This window comes from Oceanobacillus bengalensis, from assembly GCF_003628445.1.
Classification (GTDB): Bacteria; Bacillota; Bacilli; order Bacillales; family Amphibacillaceae; genus Oceanobacillus; species Oceanobacillus bengalensis.
This window is the reverse complement of record NZ_RBZO01000031.1, coordinates 19,159-44,580: the sequence shown is the minus strand read 5'-3', so window position 1 is coordinate 44,580 and position 25,422 is coordinate 19,159. Positions and strand designations below refer to the sequence as shown.

General features: G+C 37.5%; 28 protein-coding genes, 1 pseudogene and 1 riboswitch. Of the genes and pseudogenes, 6 read left to right on the top strand and 23 right to left on the bottom strand.

From position 1 onward, the window contains the following. Positions 1 to 197 precede the first annotated feature (197 nt). The 16 genes from D8M05_RS16365 to D8M05_RS16295 are packed head-to-tail and all read right to left on the bottom strand — an operon-like array spanning position 198 to position 13,447. The gene (locus D8M05_RS16365; protein ID WP_121133727.1) at positions 198 to 827 is read right to left on the bottom strand and encodes a histidine phosphatase family protein; all 630 of its coding nucleotides are present in this window, start codon (positions 825 to 827) and stop codon (positions 198 to 200) included. A gap of 15 nt (positions 828 to 842) precedes the next feature. After that, positions 843 to 1,547 carry an AIR synthase related protein gene (locus D8M05_RS16360; protein ID WP_121133725.1) on the bottom strand — a complete coding sequence of 235 codons (705 nt, stop codon included), beginning with the start codon at positions 1,545 to 1,547 and terminating at the stop codon, positions 843 to 845. Next, entirely contained in the window at positions 1,544 to 1,864 is a 321-nt protein-coding gene (locus tag D8M05_RS20640; RefSeq protein ID WP_245985465.1) for a hypothetical protein, read from the bottom strand. The genes D8M05_RS16360 and D8M05_RS20640 overlap by 4 nt, the downstream gene beginning before the upstream one ends. 17 nt (positions 1,865 to 1,881) lie before the next feature. After that, complete coding sequence (locus D8M05_RS20635; protein WP_245985464.1) at positions 1,882 to 2,037, bottom strand: hypothetical protein; 156 nt, start codon at positions 2,035 to 2,037, stop codon at positions 1,882 to 1,884. Between the two features lies 1 nt (position 2,038). Beyond that, positions 2,039 to 2,476 carry a bifunctional adenosylcobinamide kinase/adenosylcobinamide-phosphate guanylyltransferase gene (locus D8M05_RS16350; RefSeq protein ID WP_121133723.1) on the bottom strand — a complete coding sequence of 146 codons (438 nt, stop codon included), beginning with the start codon at positions 2,474 to 2,476 and terminating at the stop codon, positions 2,039 to 2,041. Then, positions 2,428 to 2,985 (bottom strand): histidine phosphatase family protein, encoded by a 558-nt coding sequence (locus tag D8M05_RS16345; RefSeq protein WP_245985462.1) that lies wholly within the window; start codon positions 2,983 to 2,985, stop codon positions 2,428 to 2,430. Before D8M05_RS16345 ends, D8M05_RS16350 begins: the two co-directional genes overlap by 49 nt. A gap of 26 nt (positions 2,986 to 3,011) precedes the next feature. Beyond that, positions 3,012 to 3,803 (bottom strand): adenosylcobinamide-GDP ribazoletransferase, encoded by a 792-nt coding sequence (gene cobS / locus D8M05_RS16340; RefSeq protein WP_121133719.1) that lies wholly within the window; start codon positions 3,801 to 3,803, stop codon positions 3,012 to 3,014. After that, positions 3,800 to 5,308 (bottom strand): cobyric acid synthase, encoded by a 1,509-nt coding sequence (locus D8M05_RS16335; protein ID WP_121133717.1) that lies wholly within the window; start codon positions 5,306 to 5,308, stop codon positions 3,800 to 3,802. Before D8M05_RS16335 ends, cobS begins: the two co-directional genes overlap by 4 nt. 3 nt (positions 5,309 to 5,311) lie before the next feature. After that, positions 5,312 to 5,884, bottom strand: a complete 573-nt coding sequence (locus D8M05_RS16330) for a bifunctional adenosylcobinamide kinase/adenosylcobinamide-phosphate guanylyltransferase (RefSeq protein WP_121133715.1) — start codon at positions 5,882 to 5,884, stop codon at positions 5,312 to 5,314. Then, entirely contained in the window at positions 5,866 to 6,942 is a 1,077-nt protein-coding gene (cobD, locus tag D8M05_RS16325; RefSeq protein ID WP_121133713.1) for a threonine-phosphate decarboxylase CobD, read from the bottom strand. The genes D8M05_RS16330 and cobD overlap by 19 nt, the downstream gene beginning before the upstream one ends. Then, positions 6,917 to 7,879, bottom strand: a complete 963-nt coding sequence (gene cbiB / locus D8M05_RS16320) for an adenosylcobinamide-phosphate synthase CbiB (protein WP_121133711.1) — start codon at positions 7,877 to 7,879, stop codon at positions 6,917 to 6,919. The genes cobD and cbiB overlap by 26 nt, the downstream gene beginning before the upstream one ends. Positions 7,880 to 7,913: 34 nt before the next feature. Then, positions 7,914 to 8,459 (bottom strand): cob(I)yrinic acid a,c-diamide adenosyltransferase, encoded by a 546-nt coding sequence (locus D8M05_RS16315; RefSeq protein WP_121133704.1) that lies wholly within the window; start codon positions 8,457 to 8,459, stop codon positions 7,914 to 7,916. A gap of 56 nt (positions 8,460 to 8,515) precedes the next feature. Further along, on the bottom strand, positions 8,516 to 9,889 hold the full coding sequence (locus tag D8M05_RS16310) for a cobyrinic acid a,c-diamide synthase CobB (protein WP_245985460.1): 1,374 nt from the start codon (positions 9,887 to 9,889) through the stop codon (positions 8,516 to 8,518). Between the two features lie 37 nt (positions 9,890 to 9,926). Continuing rightward, positions 9,927 to 11,396, bottom strand: coding sequence for an adenosylcobinamide amidohydrolase (locus tag D8M05_RS16305; RefSeq protein ID WP_121133703.1), 1,470 nt, complete (start codon positions 11,394 to 11,396; stop codon positions 9,927 to 9,929). Position 11,397: 1 nt separating this feature from the next. Then, positions 11,398 to 12,465, bottom strand: a complete 1,068-nt coding sequence (locus D8M05_RS16300) for a FecCD family ABC transporter permease (RefSeq protein WP_121133701.1) — start codon at positions 12,463 to 12,465, stop codon at positions 11,398 to 11,400. After that, positions 12,428 to 13,447, bottom strand: coding sequence for an ABC transporter substrate-binding protein (locus tag D8M05_RS16295; RefSeq protein ID WP_121133699.1), 1,020 nt, complete (start codon positions 13,445 to 13,447; stop codon positions 12,428 to 12,430). Before D8M05_RS16295 ends, D8M05_RS16300 begins: the two co-directional genes overlap by 38 nt. A 164-nt stretch (positions 13,448 to 13,611) precedes the next feature. After that, a riboswitch (cobalamin riboswitch) is annotated at positions 13,612 to 13,814 on the bottom strand. Positions 13,815 to 14,030: 216 nt separating this feature from the next. Here D8M05_RS16295 and aspA point away from each other — a divergent pair. Beyond that, positions 14,031 to 15,488 (top strand): aspartate ammonia-lyase, encoded by a 1,458-nt coding sequence (aspA, locus tag D8M05_RS16290; RefSeq protein WP_121133697.1) that lies wholly within the window; start codon positions 14,031 to 14,033, stop codon positions 15,486 to 15,488. A 133-nt stretch (positions 15,489 to 15,621) separates the two neighbouring features. On the opposite strand, the gene D8M05_RS16285 is transcribed toward aspA, so the two are convergent. Continuing rightward, complete coding sequence (locus D8M05_RS16285) at positions 15,622 to 15,951, bottom strand: hypothetical protein (protein ID WP_183072836.1); 330 nt, start codon at positions 15,949 to 15,951, stop codon at positions 15,622 to 15,624. A gap of 580 nt (positions 15,952 to 16,531) precedes the next feature. Then, positions 16,532 to 17,230 (bottom strand): CPBP family intramembrane glutamic endopeptidase, encoded by a 699-nt coding sequence (locus tag D8M05_RS16280; RefSeq protein WP_121133695.1) that lies wholly within the window; start codon positions 17,228 to 17,230, stop codon positions 16,532 to 16,534. Positions 17,231 to 17,317: 87 nt separating this feature from the next. On the opposite strand from D8M05_RS16280, the gene D8M05_RS16275 reads away from it, so the two are divergent. Continuing rightward, the gene (locus D8M05_RS16275) at positions 17,318 to 18,073 is read left to right on the top strand and encodes a MerR family transcriptional regulator (RefSeq protein ID WP_121133693.1); all 756 of its coding nucleotides are present in this window, start codon (positions 17,318 to 17,320) and stop codon (positions 18,071 to 18,073) included. Positions 18,074 to 18,267: 194 nt separating this feature from the next. Here the strand turns inward: D8M05_RS16275 and D8M05_RS16270 are convergent, their stop codons facing one another. Beyond that, entirely contained in the window at positions 18,268 to 19,287 is a 1,020-nt protein-coding gene (locus tag D8M05_RS16270) for a DUF2804 domain-containing protein (protein WP_183072835.1), read from the bottom strand. A 1,175-nt stretch (positions 19,288 to 20,462) separates the two neighbouring features. Between D8M05_RS16270 and D8M05_RS16265 the strand changes: the two genes are divergently transcribed. Next, the gene (locus D8M05_RS16265; RefSeq protein WP_121133689.1) at positions 20,463 to 20,933 is read left to right on the top strand and encodes a tyrosine-type recombinase/integrase; all 471 of its coding nucleotides are present in this window, start codon (positions 20,463 to 20,465) and stop codon (positions 20,931 to 20,933) included. 109 nt (positions 20,934 to 21,042) lie between these two features. Here D8M05_RS16265 and D8M05_RS16260 read toward each other — a convergent pair whose 3' ends face one another. The 4 genes from D8M05_RS16260 to D8M05_RS16245 form a co-directional block, all read right to left on the bottom strand. After that, on the bottom strand, positions 21,043 to 21,792 hold the full coding sequence (locus D8M05_RS16260; RefSeq protein ID WP_121133687.1) for an ABC transporter permease: 750 nt from the start codon (positions 21,790 to 21,792) through the stop codon (positions 21,043 to 21,045). Continuing rightward, a complete protein-coding gene (locus tag D8M05_RS16255) occupies positions 21,793 to 22,554 on the bottom strand; it encodes an ABC transporter ATP-binding protein (RefSeq protein WP_121133685.1) in 762 nt (253 codons plus the stop codon). 423 nt (positions 22,555 to 22,977) lie between these two features. Then, complete coding sequence (locus D8M05_RS16250) at positions 22,978 to 23,316, bottom strand: DUF1048 domain-containing protein (protein WP_121133683.1); 339 nt, start codon at positions 23,314 to 23,316, stop codon at positions 22,978 to 22,980. Positions 23,317 to 23,335: 19 nt separating this feature from the next. After that, entirely contained in the window at positions 23,336 to 23,656 is a 321-nt protein-coding gene (locus D8M05_RS16245) for a PadR family transcriptional regulator (protein WP_121133681.1), read from the bottom strand. 348 nt (positions 23,657 to 24,004) lie between these two features. Here D8M05_RS16245 and D8M05_RS16235 point away from each other — a divergent pair, with 348 nt between their 5' ends. From D8M05_RS16235 to D8M05_RS16230, 3 genes and pseudogenes are all read left to right on the top strand, one after another. Next, positions 24,005 to 24,313 carry a hypothetical protein gene (locus D8M05_RS16235; RefSeq protein ID WP_183072834.1) on the top strand — a complete coding sequence of 103 codons (309 nt, stop codon included), beginning with the start codon at positions 24,005 to 24,007 and terminating at the stop codon, positions 24,311 to 24,313. Between the two features lie 46 nt (positions 24,314 to 24,359). Continuing rightward, positions 24,360 to 24,545, top strand: a pseudogene (locus tag D8M05_RS20845) (site-specific integrase); the annotation flags it as partial. 33 nt (positions 24,546 to 24,578) lie between these two features. Beyond that, positions 24,579 to 25,421 (top strand): tyrosine-type recombinase/integrase, encoded by an 843-nt coding sequence (locus D8M05_RS16230; protein ID WP_342772275.1) that lies wholly within the window; start codon positions 24,579 to 24,581, stop codon positions 25,419 to 25,421. The last annotated feature ends 1 nt before the right edge of the window (position 25,422 follow it).

Sequence of the window (25,422 nt, the reverse complement as noted above, 5' to 3'; positions counted from 1 at the left end):
AATTCAAGAGGAATGTGCGAATAAAGTGAAATAACCGTAAATCCAATTTAAAAATCATGGATTCACGGTTATTTGTCATGTTTACTTTGAAAAGTGCACTTTTTTATAATTCGGGCTTACGGTATACTTAAGGCAAGCTTGAACTACTCCATATAAATTAAAAAATAAAGCAAGAAAGAAGCTTCCCACAAATTTCATTAAACTTGTGGGAAGCCTCTTTTATGAGAAAGACTTCCTTCGAGCAAAAGCTCTCTCTTTCCTTCTTCTATTCTTACAACGGTTAAACTTGTTCCTTCTATTGCAGGAGGATCCCAAAGCTGTTTAATTGAATTACTTTTACACATCATTTGCAATACCTTTATAACCATACCATGTGTAACAATAAGTAGATTACCTGATTGATAGGTTTTTTGCATGGTTTTTAAAAATGCTTCTAGTCTTTCTTTTACATCTATAAAATTTTCTGTTTCATTTTCATTACGCATATATAAATTTGGATGATGGAAATAGCAATTATAGTTATGTGGGTCCATTTTTTTAATTTCCTCAACTGTTTTGCCTTGCCAGCTCCCAAGATTGATTTCCAACAAGTGTTCATCTGTTCTAAAAGACAAAGGCCTGTTCCCAATTAGTAATTCCGCGGTGTGAACTGCCCTTTTACTTGAACTAGAAATCACCGATTCAAATTTAGTTGCTTCTAATTTTCTTGCTAGTAATCTTGCACTTTGAATTCCATTAGAAGTTAACCTTGAATCTAACTGTCCTTGTAATCTATTTTGTACATTCCATTCCGTTTCGCCATGTCTAACAAAATAGAGATTCAACAAGGTAATCTCCTCCTACTATAGTTTATAAAAATGTTTCCCCGCAATTTCTTTTATTCTTTGTTCCGATTTAAAAGGATATGCAACCAAAAAGGAGGTCGATGGTCCTCCCGATTTTATCAAGTCAACTTTAGAGGATGATGTCGTCCCATTTTTCTCCAAACCAGGAATCATTCGCTCTAGTTCGTGGAGTACGCCCTTTGACCCAACTGGCCATACAGTTACATCTTGAATACTACATATTTCTTTAAATATAGATAATGGTGCGATTTTATCAGCTTGGGATATCACTTCTTCTCCTACCAATGGCAACCCAATCAATGCAATATGTTGTTGCTGTATGTCTTGTTGTTCCATATTACTTACATTTGATTTTTTTCCAATCACACTTAACCCCATTGCCGATTGGGATAGTGGAAAATTACTTTCTGTACTTCCTGTAATAGGTACGTTTTCCATTTGAAGTTCCAATAATCCCTTTTTCACTCCAGTAACGATTTCATCCCAAGCCTCCTCCCCGCAAAAGTTTTGAATAACAATGGAAATAGGTGTGGCTCCTGTGGCCAAGCATTCCATTATCGCTACTCTAAATGAATGGTAACTAACTGTTTTATATGGAACCTTTACAGCATCTTGTTCCTTCATTCCAATAGCCCCACTATTATCAGTAGTAATCACAAGCTTCTCGTCTTTGCTAATAGGAATGTAAAGCGCATCTCTCATCCTTTCACCTCGCCTCTATGATAAATCCCTTGAATTTTAGTAGTTAAAGGAGGAGTAACAACCCAAGCTATAGCTGTATTTAATAAAGAACCTATAAATAAAGAAGGTAAAAGTGCAAAATAAAAGGTCAAGTCAAACAAATAGATAAAAGGTATTGGGGAAACAAAGGCATTTCCAATAACAAAAAGAATACTCGCTAAACGTTTTTTCCCTCTTCGAAATAACATAGCAAATATGAAAACAAGGAGAGCCATTTCTAGTGCAATAATAAAATGAAGAGATCCAAGGGGCATCCCGCCAGTTAAAGCCGATATCATATGCCCAAGTCCTCCGACTATAGCACCTGGTCCTGCACCAAAAAATGTGGCACAAGTAAGGCTGGAAAGGAGTCTAATGCGACACTTCCAAGAATTGCAGGTACCTTAATGGCTGCACCGATAACAGACAGTGTAATAAACAAAGCTAATATACTCATTTTTCTAGCACCCATTTTACAATCCACTCCCCTTTAGTGTCCGATTAATACCATACCAAATTAAATCAACACGCTCACACCTAAGAGAAAGGTCTTGATAAAACCATCCTGTTAAATCCCGCCAATTTCTATTCTCTTTTTCCACAGGTACAATTCCTTTCATAATATCTGTACCAATGACGATGATTTTACGGTCGGAACTTAAACTTTCCCATTCTAGCCAATCCTCTATCACTTTCTTCAAATATTCCCTAGCTTGATTGATTGTCATTTTTGCGGACAGTTCTTTGGTCCACAACTCTACCCCTTCCAATACAATTTTCGAACTTTGCAAAATGGCGGGATTTTCCAATAACAACTCTCCTTTGTAGGCAGAAATCCATTCCGCTTCCTGATAGTTCTTATTTACCCAGGCTCGCTTCCCGTTAAAGGCACCTCCTGTAATGAAATGCAATGCGCTCCCCTCCTTAATTGATTCCAGTTAAATGTCAACACATATCCCGTACCGTGCAGAATTTCCCACTCCCAAAATTCTTTTTCACATGGAGACAACTTATCTAGTAAATACCGAATTACACCACCATGTGTCACAATGAACGCCTTCCGATAATCCTGTTGTACCATAGTGTCAACTAATCTATTCCATCCTTTTTCTACTCTCTTGGTAAACTGGCTAAAGTTCTCACCACCTGGAGGAGAATAAGTCAGCATATTATTCAGCCATTGCTGGTATTCTTTCCTCTCTTTTAATTCCTCATATGTTTTCCCTTGAAAAATTCCGAAGTTAATTTCTCTTAATTCGCGTAGAGTCAACGGGTCAACATGAGGGAATAATAGATTGATCGTAGACAAACATCGCTTTAAATCACTGGATACAAATATGTCATAGGTTTCTTTATTAAATTGATAAGTCGATAATTGTTGAATTGCTTCTTTACACAAGGGAGAATCATTCCATCCCATATACATCCTCTTCCTATTTCCCTCTGTTAACCCATGACGAAATAATGTAATAGCCACAGTGTCATCCATAAAACATTTTCAGTCCCCTCTACAGAAGCTCCAAGTACATCCCCTGTTATTCCACCAAACCACGTTACAGACTTTTTCCGAATGAAGAAAAAACATCCTACCGCAACTACTACAATGAAAAGCGCTAGTAAAAGTACATGCATATCAATAACAGCAATAAGTCCGAGCAATGCAATCAAATAAATAGGATAAATATTTAATGTACTAGGGTTACCTGCTTTCTTGAAAAAGAATGCCAGTCCATCTGGCTTAGCTGCTGGTACCCTTAAAAGCACCATTCCCATTACTACTTTACTCATAAAAGGAATGAATAGAATAAGGAAGAATGATAGGTCACTTACAAATACGGTAATTTCATAGATGAATAATAACCTTGAGCTTAGCAGAACAAGAACAGAAAGCGCTCCAAAAGCCCCCATTCGTGGATCCTTCATGATTTCTAGTCTTTTTTCTTTATCCTGGTAAGAGAAAAAGGCATCACTAGCATCCATCCACCCATCCAAATGGATTCCTCCAGTGATAATGATGGTGCAGAGCCAGACGATAAATGCAACGGCTAATACTGAAAAAGGTGTCCATTCCAAAAGTACATATAGCAATGAACTGTATAAAACTCCTTGCAACAAACCCAATAAAGGAAAGGATTGAATACTTTTCTCGATATGCACCTTATCCATTGGAAAGGACTTGTTAATCGGAAAAGCAGTTAAAAATTGCAGAGAAATGAAGAATCCTCTGAGCATCTTCATTTTTCCCTATCCCATCCATATGTAATATCTTTTATCTTTTCCCAGTTCAAGTGACTTTTCATTTGAAAAGCAAGTCTGTCATACCGATCCTCTTTTAACTCCCTTGTATACACTACATCCTTTATAGGTTGATGCTTCCATTTACGAATTTCATTCAACCATGTATTTCTCCATTCATCATTATGGAAAAGATGATGTACGTAGGTACCTATTATTTTCCCATCAAGACTGTAATACCCTTCGTTTCTCCCATCTTCCAATTTAAGGAATGGAGCTTCTTCTCCAATTATCACTGTTTTCCCTAAATGGATTTCATAACCCTCAATGGATTCATTTCCATTTAACTTTGTATTAGTATGGTAGTGTCCTTTCACACGAATTGTTTCTTTCTCCTCAAAGAAGTAAGTTCGAGCTGGAATAAAACTTATCCCTTTAACTCGCTCTCCCTTATTCCCCGTATCTGAGCCTGACTGATCGATTATCTCCAGCCCCATCATTTGAAAACCACCGCAAATACCCACCATAAAACCACCATGCTCAACAAAGTTATATAGTTGTTCCTGTAGCCCTGAGTCGTTGATTTCACGCAAATCATGGATAGTACTTTTCGTTCCTGGAATAATGACAGCGTCTGGTCTACCAAAATCGGATGCCTCTTTTACAAATCGAACGGAGACATCCTCCTCATAAAGAAATGGCTCGATATCACTGTAATTGGATATATAGGACAAAGAAAGAACAACAATATCAATTGGCTTCTCTCGTTTCATATAAAACTGTGACTTGATGGACAAGGAATCTTCCCCATCGATTTGATGGTTCTCTATATAGGGAAGAACACCAAGTACTGGAATGCTCGTTTTTTCTTCCAACCACTTTACACCATCTTGAAATAACCCGATATCTCCTCGAAATTTATTAATGATTAGTCCCTGTACCCGTCTTCGTTCCTCTGGGGTAAGTAGTTCCAATGTACCAATAATATTGGCAAAAACACCGCCACGTTCAATATCAGCCACTAAAATGACTGGCACATCCGCAAGTTCCGCTACCTTCATATTCACGAGCTCTCTGTCGTTTAGATTGATTTCTGCTGGACTACCAGCTCCTTCTATCACAACCATATCAAACTCTTTTTCTAAATAATCCAAGGAAGATTGGATAGCTTCCAGCCCTTTTCTATAGAACTTTTCTCGATAATCTCTCCCAGATAATGTTTCCTCTCTCTTTCCAAATAGAACCACTTCCGATTGTACATCTGATCGTGGTTTTAAGAGAATCGGATTCATCCATGCTGTCGCCTCCGTTTGAGCCGCTTCTGCTTGTATCCCTTGAGCCCGTCCAATCTCTTTTCCATCCACCGTTACATAGGAATTGTTTGACATATTTTGCGATTTATATGGAGTGACTTTCACACCCTCCTGTACAAATAGGCGGCATAACCCAGTTGTTATTAAACTTTTCCCTACATCCGAGGCAGTTCCTTGAATCATAATCCCTCTCATAATTTATCCCTCCTTCATAAGTAAAGGTATACCCGCTTCGACAACATATGCTTGTTTAGCAATGCTTGTAATTTGCTTGTGTAAATTCCCTAAAAGTTGACAATAGCTCATCATCTGTTCATTCTGAGGGATTGGATCAGATAAAACCTCATTACTCACAAGAACCAAATGGTTACAATTATTGGCTAACATTTTTATTCCAGTCCATATATGATGGAAAACTTCTTCTTTATGAAGTAACGGCTTACTCTTATCTAATTCATGAGCAAATAACTCATTCGATAATAAGGTGGTTAAACAATCCAATAGAAGAACATCATTTTCATGAAACTGAAATGCTACTGAGCCAATGTTGGTTGCTTGTTCCCACGTTTTCCATGAAGAACCACTTTCATTTCTATCCTTCCTGTGAAGTGCAATTCTTTCCTTCATCTCGCCGTCGAATGACTCACTTGTCGCGATATAATGAAGAGCCCCCCCAATTTCCATTGCTTTATTCAACGCCACTCTTTCAGCAAAGCTGCTTTTTCCACTACGCACTCCACCGGTGATAAACGTTATGGACGCTGTTTCCAATCCTTCAACACCTCCATAAGTTGATTATTTTCTTCTGTACTTTTAATAGCAAACCTGAGCCATTTTCCTTCTAAACCAGGAAAATTATACGTATGCCTCGGGACAATACCTTTCCTTAGTAGGAACTCAAATAGGGACAATTGATTTTTCTCCAATGGATCCCGTAATAAATAAAAATTAACTTGTGAAGGTGAGAAAGCAAAACCTTCTTTTCGAAAGAATGAAAATAACCTTTCCCTTTCAAAACGTATATATCCTGTCGTGTTTTGAACAAATGCGCCATCCTGTAGACATACTTGTCCTGCCAAAAGAGCCAAGGTATTTACACTCCAATGCGGCTGATATGTCGTCAATTTTTCTATAATCTGTTGATTCGCAAGCATATATCCTAATCGTAACCCAGGAATAGCAAACATCTTCGTCATGGAACGAAGAATAATTAAATGTTCGTATTTATTTACTAAAGGAGTAATCGGTACATAGTCTTCTAAAAAGTCATAAAAGGCTTCATCAACAATTAGAAAGATATTCCTTTGTGCGCACTCTTTTATAAGCTTAACGATTACTGAATAGGGGTAGTGAATGCCAGTTGGATTGTTAGGGTTACATAAAAATACGACATCCATATCGTCTAGTTTTTCAGCCATTTCATTCTCTTCCCATTTCCATTCCGACTCATTCAACTGGTGATAAAAAATTCGACAGTCATTTGCACGACAAACCTTCTCATACTCAGAAAAGGCTGGTTCAATAATGAGCACATTCTTTCCAGCGAATACCCGACCTAATAATGTAATTAGCTCGGATCCCCCATTTCCAATTAAGATGGAGCCTATATCTACGTCCGTTATTTTAGCAATCTGTTTCTTTAACAACAGTGCATGTGGATCTGGGTAATCACTTATCTCATTGTAAAAATCCACCCATCTTTTCATTAGATTATCAGGTGGACCCAATGGATTAATATTGGCACTTAAATCAATCCATTTATCTGGCTTTGGAATGCCCATCTTATCATATATATATTGCGGGTTAGAACCATGCTGTGGCAAATTCAAAAAGTATCCCTCCTAGCCATAAAATAAGTAAGAATAAAAGGCTGGTTCGTATTAATATCTTATTTGTCTTCGATATATGTTCTTTACTTAAAGATACAATAGGATCTCCCATTTTTGCTCTATTCGATTTGACTCCTTTATAATAATTCACTCCACCAAGTTGAATTCCCAGAAGAGCTGCTACTGCTGCTTCCAACCAACCACTATTCGGGCTTGGATGGCTTTTGGCATCCCGGAATAAGATTTTCCATGCATTTTTCACACTCATATTCTCTGGTCTATTTCCTAATAACATAAGGAAAGCAGTGAGTCGACTTGGTATCCAATTCACCAAATCATCCAATCTAGCGGAAGCCCATCCAAAGTCTTGATATTTTTCGTTTTTATAACCAACCATCGAATCACATGTATTAATTGCCCGGTACACAAAAGCAAGTGGTGCCCCACCAATCAGCCCCCAAAATAAGGGAGCAGTCACCCCATCACTTGTGTTCTCTGCAACGGTCTCTACGGTTCCCCTAACTATCTCTTCTTCACCAAGATTGTCGGTATCCCTGCCAACAATATAGGATAACTTAAGCCTTGCTTCCATTAAGTCTCCGTTCATAAGGGCACGATAAACCAATAAAGCGGCATCTTTTAATCCTTTTTGAGCAATCGTCGTAGAGATAAGGATACTCTCTAGAATGATCCCCGCAATCGGATGAAGGCGATAAAAGTAACAGACAAGAATAGCGGTAATGAGGAAAGTAACACAAGCGATTAGAATGACCATCAACGTCCCTTTGGCTCTACGTGACTTTCCGTGATTCAGCTTTTTTTCTAATAGGGATATTCCACTCCCAATCATCTTTACAGGATGGGGCCAGGTTGGAGGATCACCAATTAAAAAGTCAATGAAGATAGCTAATGCAATTGCTGTGAGATGGTATTCCATGCTCCCTGGTCCCTTCTTTCATTTTCTGATTAGCTTACAACTCGATTCCTTTAACAGCTGGTATTCCTTCATCATAATAATGCTTTTCCACCTCAACGACAGATACAAGATCAGCTATATCTCTTATTTCTTTATGTGCATTCCTTCCTGTAATTACAAGATGAACATGTTCTGGTTTGTTTTTAATCATGTGAATTACTTCATCTAATGGTAAAACATCATCAATTGGAAAAGTATCAATCGCTAAGGCGTTGTTTAACTCATCTAAAATCACTAAATCATATTCTCCACTCATCACTGTATCTCTAGCAATTGGCCAAGCCTTCTTTAAAGCTTCACGATGTTCTTCAGGTGTTTTCAACCAAGTAAATCCAATTCCTAGTTGAACCATCTCTACCCCTAGCTTTTCTAATGAAATTTGCTCACCATAAGAGCGTCTTGGTGATTTAATAAATTGCAGTATTTTTACTTTAAATCCTCTTCCAACTGCGCGTACAGCTAAGCCTACCGATGCCGTTGTTTTACCTTTCCCGTCTCCTGTATATACCAATGTTAATCCTTTTCTTTTACGCTTTACCATAACCTATCGAACCTCCTATTAATCTATCACTCTTTTTCATCTAGCAATTTAAATAATTAATCCATAGCCTTCATTTCTAAACATTTTTCAATCCAATGATCAACTAGTGATGGGCAAGAGGCAAAATGAATTTGAGTAAGTCCTGCCACAACATTGTAGGCGAGCATTCCTTCTTTATATTTTCCCCTCATCCCTTCTACCTCATAGGCAAATGGAATCTCTGAGGAGTGGTGATAGGTAGAATAATGAAATTCATGACCTTTTGCTACATTACTTTTAAGTAAAAAATTCCCTTCACATCCCACTATTTCTCGGTAACCAAGTGACTGTAAGGTAGGTTTCATCTGTATTTCACCAGGAATCATTCCAATCATTTCATGTTTGGTGTTATCTGTTGTTACCATTGATTCCGTTAAATACATAAAACCTCCACACTCCGCTAAAGTTGGTAATCCATTTTTAATTGCTGTACTTATGGACTCTTTTGTGACACGATTCCTACCAAGTTTCCTTGCAAACACTTCGGGAAAACTGCCTCCAAGGTAAAGCCCGTCCACATCATTTGGTAGACATTCATTAGCCAGTGGGGAAAAATATATAATATCTACACCATTTTCTTCCAACAGTTCTAGATTCTCAGGATAATACGTATTAAATGCTGCATCCTTTGCCACCGCTATTTTTAAAATCTTTTCTTTATTTTTGTTAAAAAGCGAGGGGCCACTAAAAGTTGTTAATGGTTCTGCAATAGAAAGTTCCAAAAACGTATCCATATCAACTGTCTCTAATACCAAGTCTCCTAATCTATCAAAGAAAGAATCTAAATCTCCTCTTTCAATCGTAGGAATCAGTCCTAGATGTCTCTCTGGAATTTCAATATCTAATTCTCGTTTTAAGTATCCAATGACAGGTATCCCACATTCTTGTTCAATTGCTGTCTTTACTAATTGAAAGTGACCTTCACTTCCCACTTGATTTGCGATTACTCCAACGATATTGGTAGCCTCCGCAAATAATTGAAAACCCTTAACAATTGCTGCAGCACTACGGGCCATACTCGAACAGTCGACAACAAGAAGTACGGGACTTTTCGTTAACATACTAATCTCTGCAGTAGAGCCGACATTTGTTTGTGGACTTTTTCCATCAAAGAAGCCCATTACCCCTTCGATAATCGAAATATCAGCGCCTACCTTTCCATGTGTAAAAATATCTAGTAACCTGTCTTTTGTAAACATCCAACTATCCAGATTTCGGGATTTCCTTTTGGTTACCGTTGTATGATAGGTAGGGTCAATATAATCGGGCCCACATTTATATCCCTGCACCGCGAGTCCACGTTTTCTTAATGCAGCCATTATTCCAATGGTTATGGTTGTTTTTCCTACCCCACTACCTGTACCGGCAATGACCATTCTTCTTTCTGACAAAATAATCTCCCCCTCCCTATTAAACTAAAAGGACCTTTTACCTTTGAACTCGTTTCAAATACTTCTTTACCGCTTTCATTGTTGCGTGATATACCAACTGACCAATCCCTTTGCCCATAACAGTTCCTGATCCAGCATAAGGGGTTACTTCTCCTTGCTGTGTAAGGCCAAGAAGGAGCGCGTCTGTTGATGTTCCAGTTGCGATTGTATCTGATTCAGGATCTTTAATTTGAAGGTCTTGTAATACCTTTACCTTTGCCTCGGTTGCGGACATGTAGCCATTAACAAGAGCCCCATCTGTAAAATGGGCATCTATAAACAACATCGTGTTAATCGTACCAATCTGGCTACTTGGATGTACTGCATATTCATTTGTGATATCGACAGCATTACCAATTCCAGCTGTTACAATGACCATCATGGGAATTCCTTCAATTTCTTTCGTTTCCATCACCATATCCTCCAAATTAACCGCAGTCATCATTCCTACTGCCTGTTCATATGGAATGTCGTACGTATTCATCTTCTCTTGCAAATCCTTTTTCGGATTAGAGCAATCATAGTGTTTATCCACATGGAAATTACAAAAGTGTTTTGCCCACTGTATCCCTTCTCCAATTACTCCATTTGAGATTGTTCGTAACGCTTGAAAAAATTGAACATGAATATACGTGCTATTTTTCACGATTTTATAGGACTTGTTGAAGTCGAAAGGGTTATCCGTTATCACATGTCCTGGTGTCATGAGAATCTGTGGTTTTGGTACTACTGGATGGGATTGTGATTTTACTTCGACCTCATATACCTTTTTTAACTGTTCTTCTTTCCGTAATACATCGACACCGCCGACTTCTAACAATTTGCCTTTTTCAAGTAAACCAATCCGATCTGCATAAAGGGAAGCAATATTTAAATCATGTAATATCGCTAAAACCGTTAGTCCTGTTTCCTGTTGCTGTTCTTTTAATAAATCAAGGATCTGAAACGTATGATTAATATCCAAATGATTGGTCGGCTCATCTAAAAGTAGAATTTCTGGCTCCTGTGCCAAAGCCTTTGCTAATAAAACCCGTTGCTTTTCACCTCCGCTAATCATCCGAAAAGGGGTATATCGATAATGGCTTATTTTCGTTTTCTCCATGACATCTGACATCATTTTTTGATCTGCTATGGATAGTTGCTTTAACATTCCCTTTTGATGAGGGTAACGCCCAAGACTAATAATCTCTTCAACCGTATAATCAAAGGAAACCTGGATTTCTTGGGTTAGGACGGATACTTTTTTTGCCTTTTCGAGCTTTGAATAGGAGGAAATTTCTTTTCCAGAAAGGATAATTTTTCCCTCCCTGATTGGTAGCTGTCCTGTAATTAGTTTAAATAGGGTTGTTTTACCACTCCCATTTGGTCCAAGTAATGCAAAGAACTCCCCTTGTTCTATCTCCAAATCCATTCCTTTAATAATGGGAGTATTTTTATATCCACCAACCAGATTTTCTATTTTTATCACTCTAGTCCCCCCTTCCACTGATTCGCTCTTTAACGAGTAATATCGCAAAAATCGGCGCACCGATTAGTCCTGTAATGACACCGAGAGGAAGCTCACTTGGTGCAACGACTGTCCTCGAAAGGAGATCCGCTAAAATGAGAAAGGCTCCACCTATTAACATCGATAATGGCAAAACATGCTTGTGATTAGGACCTGTCACTAAACGAACAAGATGAGGGATCACTAATCCAACAAATCCAATCGTTCCAGAAACCGCTACAGCAGCACCCGTTAATAAGGAAGCACCAATTAAGATGAATAGCTTTCCTCTTTTTACATTTACTCCTATATGGTCAGCTGCTTCCTCACCTAACGCTAAGGCATTTAATTCGCGATAGTGCACGAAAAGAATCAAGGCTCCGACTATCATAAAAGGGATAATAAGTTGCACATGACTCCAGCCTCTCATCGCCACACTACCATATAGCCAATAAATAATTTGGGTCATGGCATCTTGATCACCTAGCGAAATAATTAATGACGTAAGCGCCCCAATAAAAGCACTGACAATAATTCCTGCCAATATAATCGTTTCAATGGCCAAACTTCTGCTACTTAATCGAACTAAACCAAAGACAATGAATAATGTGATTAAACCACTTACGATAGCAACGACAGGAAGTGTATAGCTTCCTAATCCCACAATCGTCACTTGGAAAAATATGACAAATACTGCCCCTAAAGCAGACCCTGAAGAAACGCCAATCGTATAAGGGTCAGCTAATGGGTTTCTCAAAAGTCCTTGGAAGGCAGCACCAGCTAATGCTAGGGATGCTCCAACACAAAGTGCAAGTAAAACTCTTGGAAGCCGAATGTTCCATATAATCATCTCTACATTTTTAGGAACATCACTAAGCCACCCTATTCCAAGTGAATTTTCAAATACAATATGTAAAATGGTGGGAATTGGAATGTGCACACTACTTTCCAATAAACCGAGAAGGATTGTACCTAGTACAATCCCTCCTGCAAATAGATACAACCAAAATACTTTATTCGCCAAATACTTCTGGATAAATGAGCTCTGCAAGTGTCTCCACCCCTTCAATTAAACGAGGGCCTGGTCTTGTCACTGTATCGTTATTAACATCAAATACTTGCTCGTTCTTAACGGCAGGAACTTCCTTCCAACCATCACGTGAATACACTTCATTTTCTGGGTCATCTATATAAAATCCGTATGTCGTAATAATAACATCTGGGTTCAAATTGACAGCTTCCTCTTCAGTGAATTTCGCCCATCCTTCTACATCTTCTGCAGCATTTATGGCCTGGATGGACTCAAGCATCTCATGCATAAATGTATTTGTCCCTGTTGTAAAAATATCCGGAGATGGTGCTACTTCCACCCAAACCTTTTTCTTATCCGTTATTGCTTTTGCCTTTTCTTTAATTGCTTCATGACGTTCCTTCATATCAGCTATAAGTGCATCTGCTTCTTCTTGTGCTCCTGTCGCAGTAGCAATCATTTCCATTCCACTATATGCATCGTCAAATGATTCAGCACTTCCAGTTACGACAACCTCCATACCAGCTTCTTCATATTGGTTTAGCACATCCTCGTGATTGCCGTAGTGATAGTCCGTTACAAATACGACATCTGGTAAAAGCGTTAAGATAAGTTCCACATTCATATCCTGTGCTCCAACTTTTTGAATTTCTAAAGCTTCCTCTGGATAATTATCATAGTCAGATACTCCAATAATTTTATCTCCTAATCCAAGTGCAAATAAAATTTCTGTTGTACTCGCTTGAATCGAGACAATGCTTTCTGGTTCCGTTTCAATTGTTACCTCGCGTCCAACGTCATCTGTAAAGGTTATTGGAAACAATTCTTCTGCTGTTTCTTGTGTTTCCTCGTCTTTATTATCATTTGTTTCAACTTCTTCAGATACATTTGCCTCATTTTGTGTCTCTTCCTGTTCTTGTGTACCACAACCCACTAAAACTGCGATACTCAACAACAGAACAAAACCTATAAGCCCCCACTTTTTAAAAAAATTACTGTTCATTCCTTCTCCTCCTATTATTTCTTTGCAATAAAAAAACGCCATTTCCATGAGAAAGGGCGTAAAAGGATAAGGTACATTTATATCTTCAGTAAGTATCAATGAAGCATTTAGAATCCCAAATACTCTGACCGCTTAAATGTACTTTAAACATTCCTTTCCTCGAGGAGTTTAAAACCAAATAGGCAGGTCTCCTGACTTACGATTCAATAGTTGGTTAACCCTTCCCATGTAGTTTACACAGTGGATAATTTTAACCTTCCTCATCGCTTACAGTGGCGGGACCGTGTTGGAATTACACCAACTTCCCTTTTCATCTTAAATAAATCTTATAAAAATCATTTAAGAAACCTATTTGTCTGGCTATTTTTTATGCTATATACAATTTTAGTATAACCCCTCACCATTGTACAGAAATATTCCTACCTACTAATGTTTACCTAATTATTTAAAGGATAATATTTTTCATATTTACGAATTTCATCTAGTAATAACATGCAAAAGTAGTACAATGATAGTTAATACTGTAAATCGTACTACTATGTATTTTTATCTATCAAAATTACAACAAGGGAGAGTACCTCTTATGAATAATAAACAATGCCATTTCCGTGTAGAAAAGGATTTTTTAGGAGAAAAAGAAGTACCAATAGATGCTTATTATGGAATTCAAACAATGAGAGCTATAGAGAATTTCCCAATAACAGGTTATCGCATTGATGAGGCTTTAATTAGAGCAATGGCAATCGTTAAAAAAAGTGCAGCACTAGCTAACAGTGCCGTTGGACAATTAGATGAACAAATTGCTGATGGAATTGTAAACGCTGCAAATGAAATTATAGAAGGTAAATGGCATGACCAATTCATTGTTGACCCAATCCAAGGCGGAGCTGGAACATCAATTAATATGAATACAAATGAAGTAATTGCAAACCGCGCATTAGAATTAATTGGTGACCAAAAGGGTAATTATAGATTAATAAGTCCAAACTCACATGTGAATATGGCTCAATCCACCAATGATGCCTTCCCAACAGCCATTCATCTTTCAACACTAACAAGATTAGACCAATTACTGGTTGTAATGGAAGACTTGCATGCTGCGTTTCTAAAGAAAGCAGAAGAGTTTGATGGAATTATCAAAATGGGACGTACTCACCTGCAGGATGCGGTTCCAATCAGGTTGGGGCAAGAATTCGCAGCCTACGCACGAGTGCTTCAAAGAGATATAAAACGCATCAGTAGAACGCGTGAAAATCTATATGAAGTGAATATGGGTGCAACAGCAGTCGGAACAGGCTTGAATGCTGATCCAGATTATATGGAGAAAGTTGTCAACTACCTCACGCAGTACAGTGGACAACCAATCAAAGCCGTAGAAAATCTAGTAGATGGCACACAAAATACAGATTGCTATATTGAAGTATCGTCTTCATTAAAAAACTGCATGGTTAATATGTCAAAGGTGGCGAATGACTTACGCATGATGGCGTCCGGTCCACGCTCCGGCTTTGGAGAAATTAATTTACCTGCACGTCAGCCAGGATCATCTATTATGCCAGGCAAAGTAAATCCAGTAATGGCAGAAGTATTAAATCAAAGTGCTTTCCAAGTAACAGGAAATGATTTAACGATTACTTTAGCTTGTGAAGCAGGCCAGTTTGAATTAAATGTAATGGAGCCAGTTATTGTATTCAACTTACTGCAGTCCATAAAGGTTATGACTAATGTATTTACTGTGTTCCGTGAATATTGCTTAAGCGGCATTACAGCTAATAATAATAAAATGAATGATTATGTAAATAATAGTGTTGGTATTGTTACTGCAATTAACCCACATGTTGGCTATGAAACAGCTGCAATGATTGCAGATGAAGCAATCCGTACGAATCGTCCAGTACGTGAAATCGTACTTGAAAAAGGTGTACTAACAGCTAAAGAGCTTGATACAATTCTACAACCATTCGAAATGACACATCCAGGTATTGCGGGAAAAGAGCTCTTAGATAAAAAACGTAAAGAAAAGGAATTAGTAACTATTTAGTTAATAATTCAGCAAAAGGTGTCAGTCCCCCATACTTTAAAACTATACAACCGTGGGAGTCTGACACCCTATTTCTAACTAATTATTATTTTTAATGGCTGGGAGTATACTGCATAAATTGTTCTATGCGGCCTTAGCCAAAAAACACTTTCACACTACCTTCTTTATTTGCTATTTCTAAACAGTTTTGTAAGAAATCTAATATTTGTTTAAGATCCGACATTAAGAAATCACTTTCTGACAGTGAATTACCATTATCATATAATTGTTTGTAATCATTCAGTGCCTTTTCCATTTGTTGTATCGAGAAAGTAGAAATGTTGCCTGACCCACTAACACCCGCATTGAAATCATTTGCATCAAGTAAACTGTACAGTATAGTAGCATTATAATTCCCCATGCTAAAACGTGCATAAGCAATTGCTTCCCCAGCTTTATTGTATCCTGAAATATCGTGACCCATTAAATATCCTCCTTCAAATTCAAATCTATTTACCAGAAATGATATACATAGTGACAGATAATTAGTTCAAATAATTTTATCACTCCTTTCAAGCTAGATTTTTATTAAATAGTTCTTGTTAAAATAGGGTGAATGGAAAAAGGGTAAAAAGGTGAGCTAATTCAAAGTTCAATTAAGTAGTTATTCAAATACAAGGGGGCGTCATTCAATAATTTAAGGGTTTTAAGTACATGCAGCAAAAAAAGAGGAAATTACATGTATTTAAGTAAAAGATACGTAAAGCAAAAGAATTTGTCAAAAGAGCAAAAATCAAAAACACATTGCATATACTGCAGTGTTTTTGACTTTTCTATAGGGAGTATTTGAATTATGTAAATGGAAAAATGAATGAAAATAAAAAATCAGTGTTTTTAATCGTTAAGAAAATAATGCTTGCCCAATAGCAAAAAGCTGTCCACAAAGGTTGAAATAGATAACACTTTTGCAGACAGCTCTTTTTTATTTGGTTGATAGCACTCGGGCATCGAATAAACACGATAACTAAAAGAGAGGCTTTCTCAGTCTATTTATTAAAGAAAGATCACAATGTTGCTGTTAAAATAATGGAAAGTCCATTAAATAATGCATGAATAATCATTGCTGGATAAATAGAGTTTGTTTTTTCATAGGTCCAGGCAAAAATGAGTCCAGATAAAAAAGTGTATGGTAACGTATTAAATGTTGGGATGTGAACGATCATAAAAATGAAGGAACTAACGAACATTCCTGTGAAAAGCCCATACTTTGTTCTAAACCAACGATAAAGAAACCCTCGATAAAAAATTTCCTCGTAGATTGGTGAAATAATAGCAGCTGAGACGAATGCAATAATAAAGTTGATAAAAGTTAATCTTGTTTGTAAGCTCTCTGTTTTACTGTTGTCAACCCCAATTTGAAATACCCATTCCATCACATAAGAGACGATAATGGCAACGATTATTAGAACAACTGTCCATCCAATTATTGGTCCCCAATAGGATTTCGGGAATCGCTGTAAACCTACTTCCTTCCAAGATAACTTTTTCGGCTTAATCGCGATAAAGTACAACCCTAGTGTAAAAATGATGGACATGATAAACCCAACTAATGTCCCTGAATACAAATCATTTTGAAAGGCGTCAGTTAAGGCTTGCAGCAGTAAATATTCTATAAAAAAAGGAACAAGCACCAACACCAATACTAAGAGTAATGTTAACTCTTTCCATGACCACGGACTTCGGTTAAAAAAGTTTTTATTCATTCCTAATCCCTTCCCCTTCTTTTATGCTATATTTAGTTTATAAGATGACGTTACGTAACCTGCAAGTACTTTTTAGGGGGGATTTTTATGAAATTTTATTCTACTGGTGAAGTAGCAAAGAAGTTGACTATTTCTGTTCGAGCATTAAGATATTATGATCAAATTGGATTAATGACACCAAGTGAGAAGGATGAATATGGTAAAAGGCTTTACAATGATGAAGACTTATTAACCTTACAAAAGATAACGATATTAAAAATGCTAAATTTATCGCTTAATGACATTGGAAAAATCCTTTCGAAAATCACCATTGAACAATTACTTCATGCCCATAAAAAGTCCCTACAACAGAAAATGGAAGACCTTAATAACTCTATAAAATCTACGAATACTATCTTAAATATTATTAATATGGAAGGAGATTTAAATTGGGAACAATTGATTCCACTAATACTAGAAGCTCAGAAAAAGAATGATAAAGATATGAAGTGGAATGAATACTTTGACCAACAGGAGCAGGTAACCTTGAAGAAGAAACTACCTAAGATGGAAATAGATAACCCACAAATTCGACATTGGATTAACATCATTAAAAGAATTGAATTATGTATAGAACGAGGAGATACCCCTGATTCCATTGAAGCGCAAATTATTGCAGAGGATACCCTAGAATTATCCAATGAACTATTTGATGGGAATGAAGAGCTAGAGGTTAAATTTTTTGAAATACGGAAATCACCAGAAAAATCCCGTGATTTAAACCTCTATCCAGTTAAAGAGGACGTTTTACATTTTGTTGATGAGGCGATCCAATTTTATTTGGATAAGAGGAATCATGCATGAACCTTACCAGAAAGGTACTAGCAATGACTTAACAACTAAATTCAAATGTAAAATAGCCCTGGAAATCAACTCCAGGGCTATTTTACAAAAGATCACCAAATACTTTTTTACATTTTGTCATCCCTCTTAATCTACAGAAAGAAATCGGAAAGCTCGACTTAATACATGAGGAACAATTGATGCATGCTTTGCACCTACCATTTATTATGTACTTTTTCAGCAAAGCCAAAAATCTCGTTGACCTTGATTTTTTCCCCACCATTAATCTCTATATAACCGCTATACAATCCAAATATCTGGTTGGGATGATGTCTTAAAACACCTACATTAATATCAGAATGATTGAGATAAATCGGCTCAAACGTCATATCGATTGCTTTATCGCGGGAGGTGAAATGCCATGGATCCATATAATCAGAAGCAGGAATACCAAAATCCACATCATTTAATTTATACGCTTTTCCTTTGTAAAAAACCATATTTTCACTAGCCTTGCTTGTATCACCGAACCCGTAACCCAAGTTAAATCCAAACAACGTTCCATCTCCCAATCTCCCTGAGGCCGAACTCCAATACCAAGTATTATTATATGTCCAGACACCCCTTCCCCAATCCAATACTCCAAGCATATTCGTTAAGTCATATTTTTCTTCGCCTATTTTCAACATCCCTTCTGCTTCAAGGTTGTTCACTTTTTGATTATAGTAAAAGGCCTTTTCATCATCTGCAAATGGCGTCGCAATCACCATTGAATCCTGATTGCGGTAGTATAGTTTAACATCCAGTTCAAAAGTCTGCCCCCCATCGATATTTGGTATTCTGCAAAAAAGCCCCTTATGTGTCTCATGTGATTCCATACTCATTTGTATCTTTCGGTGCTGGTAAGTAATATCACCCGTTTTGCTGTCATTGGGCAAATTCATTTTCCCCATCGGAAAAAGGGATATTTTCTGAAAATCAAGCTGTTTTTGATTGGTAAAGTCAAAAAACTCCACTCCCGCTAATCCCATATAGGAATTATCAGCGATTGTCATGGTTACTCCAAAGTCTTTATTTCCAATAAAATAGTAATCCCATTCTTTAATCCTAAACTTCGATGCCTTAACCATTTGCCGGTTATATTGGAGAATTAAATGTTTCGCATAGCCTGACTGAGCTACGCGGCCTTGTTGATCAAGCAAGTTTCCTTTTTTCGTAATTTCAAACTGTTTCATTAATGTATCCATCCTTTTTAAAAGATTAAACCTTGTGCTAGCAGATGTTTTCTGCCCCCTTCCCTTTTGTATTAAATCTACTTATTGACCAATCAACAAAACAGAAAACGCTATCATTCCTTGCTATTCGTTAAAACAAAGACTAAAATAATTTACTATCCCTTCATAAATCAGATAAGCAAGTGGTATGTGAATAAAATGTTTTTGAAATATTAAGACGTTTATATTAATAGTATTATACCATTCTTTATTCATCAACCCAACTTTCCTACTGCAAGATTCAGACATTCACCACAATACATATAGCATAAACCCATTTATTAGTTAGTTCTTATGTAAAAACATGTGTAGAATAAATCGTGAGTCCCCCCTAAAAATGCCTTCAATAGAGTCGTAGATAGGATAGAAAATTTAACAAGTTATAGAGCTATAAGGCAAAACATTCACAGACCTAATGATAGATGTGCAGAAATGAAATCTATAGTAAGAATGATAGAGTCCATCAATATATTGTTTAACACTTGTTAGGATTTTACTATATGCTTCTTTGCAATCGTATCCTTTCTCTCTATATTCATTATACATTTCCTTCAAATTAACCTTTTCCATATCATTCACCTATTCCGTATAACTGATTATTTATCAATCTTACCCATTAGCTTAGTAACTGTTACCTAAATTCTAGCATAATATTCAAAAATGATATCACAGATTTTGAATAGAAAAGATGATCATTTAGACCAGCTTGTAGAGAATGTTTTTTCTCTATAAGCTTTTTTATTTGATTAAATATGGATATATATTTGGAGTTACTTTTTAGAAAATAGACTCCCATCCACCTACCCAAATCTGGATACGTGGCCTCCCCCAACCCAACTATATCTATTCCATGATAGTAGGGTCACTTGAGAAGTCACTCATCACTAAACCGAGTTCTGGAAGTTCATCCACATTATAGTAGGCAAAGTAAGATAAATAATAATGAAATATCATCATAAAATAGAGGAATTTCACGATACTAATTTTATGTTTTGCAGAAGATAGAAAAGAAAGCTACTCCACATATATTAGACACACTCGTATTAGTATGATGACAGAAGCTGAAATTGATTTAGCTACTATCATGGAAACGGTTGATAATGAGGATATGAAAACAACAATGAGGATTTTTACTCATTTTACAAAGGAAATGTCAAATTCTTCCACCAAAAACAAAAAAGTCAAGACGGAAGATTGCAATTGATCAATTTGTAATTGATGCATTTAAAAAAAATAAGACAGAACAAGAACGAATTATTAAACACTTTGGACAATCTTATCATAACAATGGTTATGTATTTGCAAATGTTAATCGCCATCCCGGTTATCCTTTGCTAATAAAATTCATTAAAAGCCGAATGGCAAGAATACTAAAAAAGACAGATTTGAATCTAAATGTAACCCCCCATTCACTTCGCCATACTCATACATCACTTCTTGCCGAAGCAGGTGTTGATCTAGATGAAATTATGGATGGTTTAGGTCACCAAGATGATGAAACTACTAGAAGAGTCTATCTTCATGTAACAGAAGGAAGGAAACAAGAAGCAGCTGATAAATTTAGTAATTTTATGGGTAATCTTACTGGAAAGCAAAATGTATCATAGCATTTTGCTTTCCAGCTACATATTTATTCAAATAATATTTATACCTTAATAATGCCTTTTTACTATTATATATAATAGTAAATAGTAAAATCTATTCCATTTTAAATAGTTACCCTAACTGGCGTTTAAATACTTTACTTGCAATTAAATAAGCGATGACTATGATCCCAACGCACCAAGCAAGCGCGGTCCAGATACCGTTGCCGACAGTCCCTTCATACAAGAGGGAACGAATCGAATTCACGATTGAAGTCACCGGCTGGTTCTCAGCGAACGCACGAACAATTTTAGGCATAGTTTCGGTAGGGACAAAAGCCGAACTGATAAACGGCAGGAAAATCAGTGGGTACGAATATGCTGTTGCCCCTTCCATAGACCCTGCTGTCAATCCCGGAATTACCGCAAGCCATGTCAGCGCCAGCGTAAACAGCCCAAGTATCCCAACTACCGCAAGCCAATCCACAATATCCGCGTTAGAACGGAAGCCCATCAAGAGCGCGACGAGTATAACCACCCCGACAGTAAGCGCATTGGAAATAAGCGAGGTCAACACATGAGCCCACAATACCGACGAGCGCTTGATGGGCATGGAAATGAAACGTGCCATCAGCCCGCTCTTTATATCTGTAAATAGCCGCAAGGAAGTGTAAGCGACAGCAGATGCGATGGTGATCAGCAAAATTCCTGGCAATAGATAATTGACGTAATTGTCCGTCCCTGTCTCTATGGCGCCGCCAAATACGTAGACAAACAACAGCATCATCATAATCGGAGTAATCGCCACCGTTATAATCGTATCTGGACTGCGTATGATATTGCGCATTAAACGCCCTAGTAATACTCCTGTTTTACTTTTCATTTACTTCTCCTCCTTTTTCCCGATGATTTCAAGGAAAATTTCCTCCAATGTCGGCTGCTTCTCGATGTATTCCACTTTCGCTGGTGGGAACATTTCCTTTAGTTCGGTAAGTGTACCGGTCGTGATGATTTTCCCTCCATGCAGGATGGCAATACGGTCCGCCAGTTGTTCGGCTTCCTCCAGGTACTGGGTTGTTAGCAATATGGTCGTGCCACCGCCTGCAAGCTCCTTGACAGTATCCCATACTTCAATCCGCGCTTCGGGGTCAAGCCCTGTGGTCGGTTCATCGAGAAAAATGACTGCTGGCTTCCCTATCAGGCTCATGGCTATGTCAAGCCGACGCTTCATTCCACCAGAATAATTGTCTGCACGGCGGTTGGCCGCATCGGTCAGGCTGAATCTTGCAAGTAGATTGTCGGCGACTTGAGCTGGATTGGAAACTCCCCGCAACTTGGCAATCATCATCAGATTTTCCCGCCCGGTTTGCATGCCATCTAAAGCTGCAAACTGTCCTGTTAGGCTGATACTCTGGCGAACATGATCCGGCTGACGCTGAACGTCAAAGTCACAAATACTTACTTCGCCGTCATTTGGCTTCATCAGCGTGGAGAGGATGTTGACTGTCGTTGTTTTGCCCGCTCCATTTGAGCCCAGCAGTGCGAAAATTTCACCACGCCGCACCTCAAAATCCACCCCCTTTAAGACTTCCTTGTCTTTAAATGTTTTTTTTAAACCTTTTACAGAAATTGCTGCATTGCTCATATTTTTTCCTCCTTATAAAATGCATTACAAGGCCGCATACGAGACCCGGAGATTGGGAAGTTTTGTCTGAGAAGCAACCGGGTTGCTCGCCTTCAGACAAAGGAATAATTATCCGGTCGAGTGCCTTGTGAAGGTAGATTGCCTTTTTTACTCTACTTAGTCTGACTGATAATCTGTATAACTTACTACTAAGTTAAAAATAAAACTGAATAGTAAGGTGGCAATTTAAATTTGTAACCAGCTATTCAGTAGGTATTATCTATTGAATTTTCCTTTTTTCAATCGCTTCATGATACTACTTTGCGAGATAGGTTTTAACATTAAAAAAACAGAATGTTATCAGTTCGGAGAAAATTCGAACTCATTTGTCGAGTTTGCCTTGTTAGCGTCAGTGCTAAGCGAAAATCCACTAGGATCTCGTCATTAGTCACGACCAATTGTATTGTTCAACTTCGCACGATATTTGTCCTTCCAAGTTTTCGCATCCTTCACTAGTTCGTCGCAAAAAGCGGCCACGTCCTCACCCGTGAGGTCAGTGACTTTCTTGCCTTCCGCTGCACCTTCCTCGAACAGGTCGAGAATGCTATTAAAGATACGGCTGATGTCCTTCCAATCGGTGGGACCACCAGCGGTCCACATATATTTTTTGATAGCGTTGTAAGCGTTGTGGTACTCACTTGGAAGTGCCTTCGCACGCTTCTCCATCGCCTTCCATTCCTGTTTGTCATCCATATTTCCGATAATTTTTTCAAAAATACTCATATTACCTCTCCTTTTGATTTTATTTTGTTTTGAGTTCGTTAATTTTGCTTGAGACAAATTCCCATTTTCCCCAAAAAAACCCAAGTTGTTCTTGACCTGCTGCGTTTAGTGTATAAAATTTTCTCGGTGGTCCCTTAGTGGATGGCTTTTTCTCGATGTCCACCAGTTTGTTTTTCTCAAGCCGCATGGTAATCGTATAAACTGTCCCTTCAACTACTTCAGTGAAGCCAAGTTCTCGCAGCTGTTGCGTAATTTCATAGCCGTAAGTTTCGCCACGGCTGATGATTTCAAGCACACAACCCTCAAGCACTCCTTTCAGCATTTCCGTAATGTTTTCCAATTTGTCACCCCATTAGTATTTCACTATATATTATTTAGTACTCTGTAGCACAGGTACTTTGTATTACCGATTACCAGTATATAGTACCGCAGAATAGCGTCACCTGTCAAGAATAAAATTTTATCAAAAAAGCCCCTTATTACGGACTTAATAGGACTATTTATAAAATTTGATGGCTCAGAATTAAGTCTGCTTTTTTTTTTTAAATTGATCACTTTAACCTAGTCTTTAAACTTTTCGTATAGGACGGACTGAATGGTCAACTTGAAAATCGCTATATTTATATTTACTGCATTTTCGTGGACATCAAGGATATTTGGAGCTTGATTAACAAGCGCTTGATTACGTGTGTCCTTAAAAACCTCTGATATAACCTTATTTGACGATAGAGATTCACCATTATCCATGCCATCAAACCAAGTAGTGAAGGACACGGGATTATTCTCAAGAAGACCATTTACTTTATCAATTGCAACAGAACGAATTATTCCCTATCAAAGCGAGAATAATGGACAATTGAACAAAATAATTAAGAAAGTGAGGACATTCAATGAAGTGAAAGGGCATTTTTACAAACGAGCTGTAAGTGCAAGAAGAAAAAATGCACTTGTGGCTCTAGATGGGCATTTGTCATCGATATTGGTATTGATCCAGTGACAGGCAAAGAAAACAAAAGACTAAAAGTGGCTTCGGGACGAAACAAGAGTCTGAAAAAGCAGCCACTACTATCATCCATGAGCTAGAACAAGGAATAGTCATCGAAGAAACAGATCAAACGTTTAATGATTTCACTAATGAATGGCTTCCAATCTACAGTGAAGCAAAAGATGTTAAACCGGGAACAGTTAGAGTTCGTCTTCTTGAAATATGTAAATTGACTCCCTACTTCGGTCAGCATAAATTAAAGGATATTACAAGAAAGATGTATCAGGACGCCCTACATGATTTAAATGATCAAGATTATTCTGATAGCACAAGAGAAGGAATTCACCGCACAGGAAGAATGATCTTCAGAAAAGCATTAGAAATGGAGTTAATCAAAAAGGATCCAACTGAATTTGCATATCTCAAGAAGGAAAAGAAAACAATTGAACAGTTGGAAGAGGAAGAAATTCCAAAGTATCTCGAAAAAGAAGAACTTGCTCTGTTTCTAAAAACAGCGGAGGATTATGGACTTGAACATGACTACCTAATATTTCTCATCCTCTCCTACACAGGAATCCGAGTTGGAGAATTAGTCGCACTCAAGTGGAAAGATGTTGATTTCGTCAATCACACAATTAGTATCACCAAAACGTATTATATTCCGACGAATAAGACGTTAAAATATTTACTAGTCACACCAAAGACACGAAAGTCACGACGTAAAATTATCGTGGATGAAGAAATCATAAACGCTTTAAAGGAGCATAAAGAAGTTCAAAATCAAGTGATTAAACAATTAGAGGATGATTACTACGATAAAGACTTTATCTTTACAAAAATGGAAAGGCAACATGGTTATCCTATTGTCATCAAGACTGTACAAAATAGAATGAAGAGACTGCTAAGCCTTGCCGATTTGAATCCAGAATTAACACAGCATTCTCTAAGACATACCCACACCTCACTTTTAGCTGAAGCGGATGTTGCACTCGAACAAATCATGGACAGGCTTGGCCACTCAGATGACCAAATAACAAAAGATGTCTATCTTCACGTAACGCAAGAAATGAAAAAAGAAGCCTCTCAAAAGTTCAGTGAACTCATGAGAAGCCTCCGTTAAT

Excerpts from the sequence above, each read along its gene's own strand:
- D8M05_RS20640 (WP_245985465.1), bottom strand. The coding sequence starts at position 1,864 with ATGATATCGGCTTTAACTGGCGGGATGCCCCTTGGATCTCTTCATTTT.
- D8M05_RS16360 (WP_121133725.1), bottom strand. The coding sequence starts at position 1,547 with ATGAGAGATGCGCTTTACATTCCTATTAGCAAAGACGAGAAGCTTGTG.
- D8M05_RS16270 (WP_183072835.1), bottom strand. The coding sequence starts at position 19,287 with ATGAAACAGTTTGAAATTACGAAAAAAGGAAACTTGCTTGATCAACAA.
- cobS (WP_121133719.1), bottom strand. The coding sequence starts at position 3,803 with ATGAAGATGCTCAGAGGATTCTTCATTTCTCTGCAATTTTTAACTGCT.
- D8M05_RS16295 (WP_121133699.1), bottom strand. The coding sequence starts at position 13,447 with ATGAACAGTAATTTTTTTAAAAAGTGGGGGCTTATAGGTTTTGTTCTG.
- D8M05_RS16280 (WP_121133695.1), bottom strand. The coding sequence starts at position 17,230 with ATGAATAAAAACTTTTTTAACCGAAGTCCGTGGTCATGGAAAGAGTTA.
- D8M05_RS16230 (WP_342772275.1), top strand. The coding sequence starts at position 24,579 with ATGTATCAGGACGCCCTACATGATTTAAATGATCAAGATTATTCTGAT.
- D8M05_RS16250 (WP_121133683.1), bottom strand. The coding sequence starts at position 23,316 with ATGAGTATTTTTGAAAAAATTATCGGAAATATGGATGACAAACAGGAA.
- aspA (WP_121133697.1), top strand. The coding sequence starts at position 14,031 with ATGAATAATAAACAATGCCATTTCCGTGTAGAAAAGGATTTTTTAGGA.
- D8M05_RS16345 (WP_245985462.1), bottom strand. The coding sequence starts at position 2,985 with ATGGGATGGAATGATTCTCCCTTGTGTAAAGAAGCAATTCAACAATTA.
- D8M05_RS16275 (WP_121133693.1), top strand. The coding sequence starts at position 17,318 with ATGAAATTTTATTCTACTGGTGAAGTAGCAAAGAAGTTGACTATTTCT.
- D8M05_RS16285 (WP_183072836.1), bottom strand. The coding sequence starts at position 15,951 with ATGGGTCACGATATTTCAGGATACAATAAAGCTGGGGAAGCAATTGCT.
- D8M05_RS16260 (WP_121133687.1), bottom strand. The coding sequence starts at position 21,792 with ATGAAAAGTAAAACAGGAGTATTACTAGGGCGTTTAATGCGCAATATC.
- D8M05_RS16315 (WP_121133704.1), bottom strand. The coding sequence starts at position 8,459 with ATGGTAAAGCGTAAAAGAAAAGGATTAACATTGGTATATACAGGAGAC.
- D8M05_RS16255 (WP_121133685.1), bottom strand. The coding sequence starts at position 22,554 with ATGAGCAATGCAGCAATTTCTGTAAAAGGTTTAAAAAAAACATTTAAA.
- D8M05_RS16335 (WP_121133717.1), bottom strand. The coding sequence starts at position 5,308 with ATGAGAGGGATTATGATTCAAGGAACTGCCTCGGATGTAGGGAAAAGT.
- D8M05_RS20635 (WP_245985464.1), bottom strand. The coding sequence starts at position 2,037 with ATGGGTGCTAGAAAAATGAGTATATTAGCTTTGTTTATTACACTGTCT.
- cbiB (WP_121133711.1), bottom strand. The coding sequence starts at position 7,879 with ATGGAATACCATCTCACAGCAATTGCATTAGCTATCTTCATTGACTTT.